The organism is Bacillus sp. N1(2025), from assembly GCF_053470005.1.
The window spans coordinates 1-1,286 of record NZ_JBLTJB010000029.1 but is presented as its reverse complement, the minus strand read 5'-3'; the positions used below and the strand labels follow the sequence as shown (position 1 = coordinate 1,286).

The following is a 1,286-nucleotide window of genomic DNA, read 5'->3' as shown; positions in this document are numbered from 1 at the left end:
GGGACTGCCCCCCGTTTTTGAGACAGGGGTCAAAACACCTTTTAAACAGCCAATTGCCGATAGTTTATCGGTGATTGGTTGTTTAGTTTGGTTTGAATACGAATATTGTTATAATAATGAATGTATTCTATGACAGTGCGTTCTACGATGGCAGTCGTAGTTCGATCAATGCTGTTAAGATAGAACGTTTCAGACTTTAGCGAGGAATGAAACGATTCGATGGAGGCATTATCAGCGGGCGTCCCTTTGCGGGACATGCTCATGGTAATGCCTTTTGTTTTAACAGCTTTTTGATACTCGTAAGATGTATACACAGAACCTTGGTCACTATGTAACACGCAGTTCTCAGGCAGCATTGGTAGCTGATCAAGTGTGTCTAAGACAAAGGCTGTGTCCTGCTTATCCCCAATAGTAAAAGCAATCACTTCTCCATTGTATAAATCTAATATACTGGAAAGGTACAATTGTTTCTGTCCATAAGGCAAATATGTGATGTCCGTTACTAGTTTTTCAAGAGGACGATCAGACTGAAAGTTCCGATCCAATATATTATCGACCACGGCATATGGCTGCCCATCCTTCTTGCGCTTTTTCACCTTAACCCGACACTGCCATTGATTTTTCTGCATAATACGTTGAACCGTTTTATGGTTAATACACATTCTCTTTTTTAGTATGGCTGTGATTTTTCGATATCCATATCGATACTTGTGCTCTCGGCACAACGTGCCGATTTGTTTTTCCAAATGGCGCTTGGGATGATCCTTCATCAGATTCTTCTTCCAACGATAATAAGACGCTCGAGAGATACCTAAATGAATACAGATATCCTGTACGGTCATTGTGCTGTGCAATATTTCTACAAGTTCGACTGACGTTTCGCTATCAACTTCCTTTCCAATTCGTTGTACTTTTTTAAAACTTCATTCTGTTGTCTCAGGTAACGAATCTCTGCCTGCAGTTTCTCTAAATCGGAAGAATACTCCGGACCTTTTCCGTAAGTGTATTGCTTTCCAACAGGCTGTTCGAATCGATGTGTATCACCAGCCTTATACCATCTAACCCATGTCTGAACCTGTGTCTTATTCTTAATATTCAACTCCTGCAGGATCTCTTTCATAGGTACGCCTGCCAATCTCATTTCTACAGCCTTCTGTTTCACTTCAACCGGATAACTCACTCTTGTCCCCATAGAAAAAACACCTCCAAGTCTAATTTCGGATAACAATCATCCGTATTCAAACTTGAAGGTGTTTTTATTTGTCTCATCTTATGGGGTCAGTCCC

1 protein-coding gene is annotated in these 1,286 nt (G+C 40.8%); it reads right to left on the bottom strand.

Features of this window, described 5'->3' with window-relative positions; all coding sequences use genetic code 11:
* Window positions 1-41: 41 nt before the first annotated feature.
* Window positions 42-1,192 (bottom strand): IS3 family transposase gene (locus ACNFN4_RS22110; protein ID WP_094246999.1). Its coding sequence is split into 2 segments (ribosomal slippage): window positions 42-919 and window positions 919-1,192, totalling 1,152 coding nucleotides; the frame shifts between segments, so codons are not numbered across the junction.
* Window positions 1,193-1,286 lie beyond the last annotated feature (94 nt).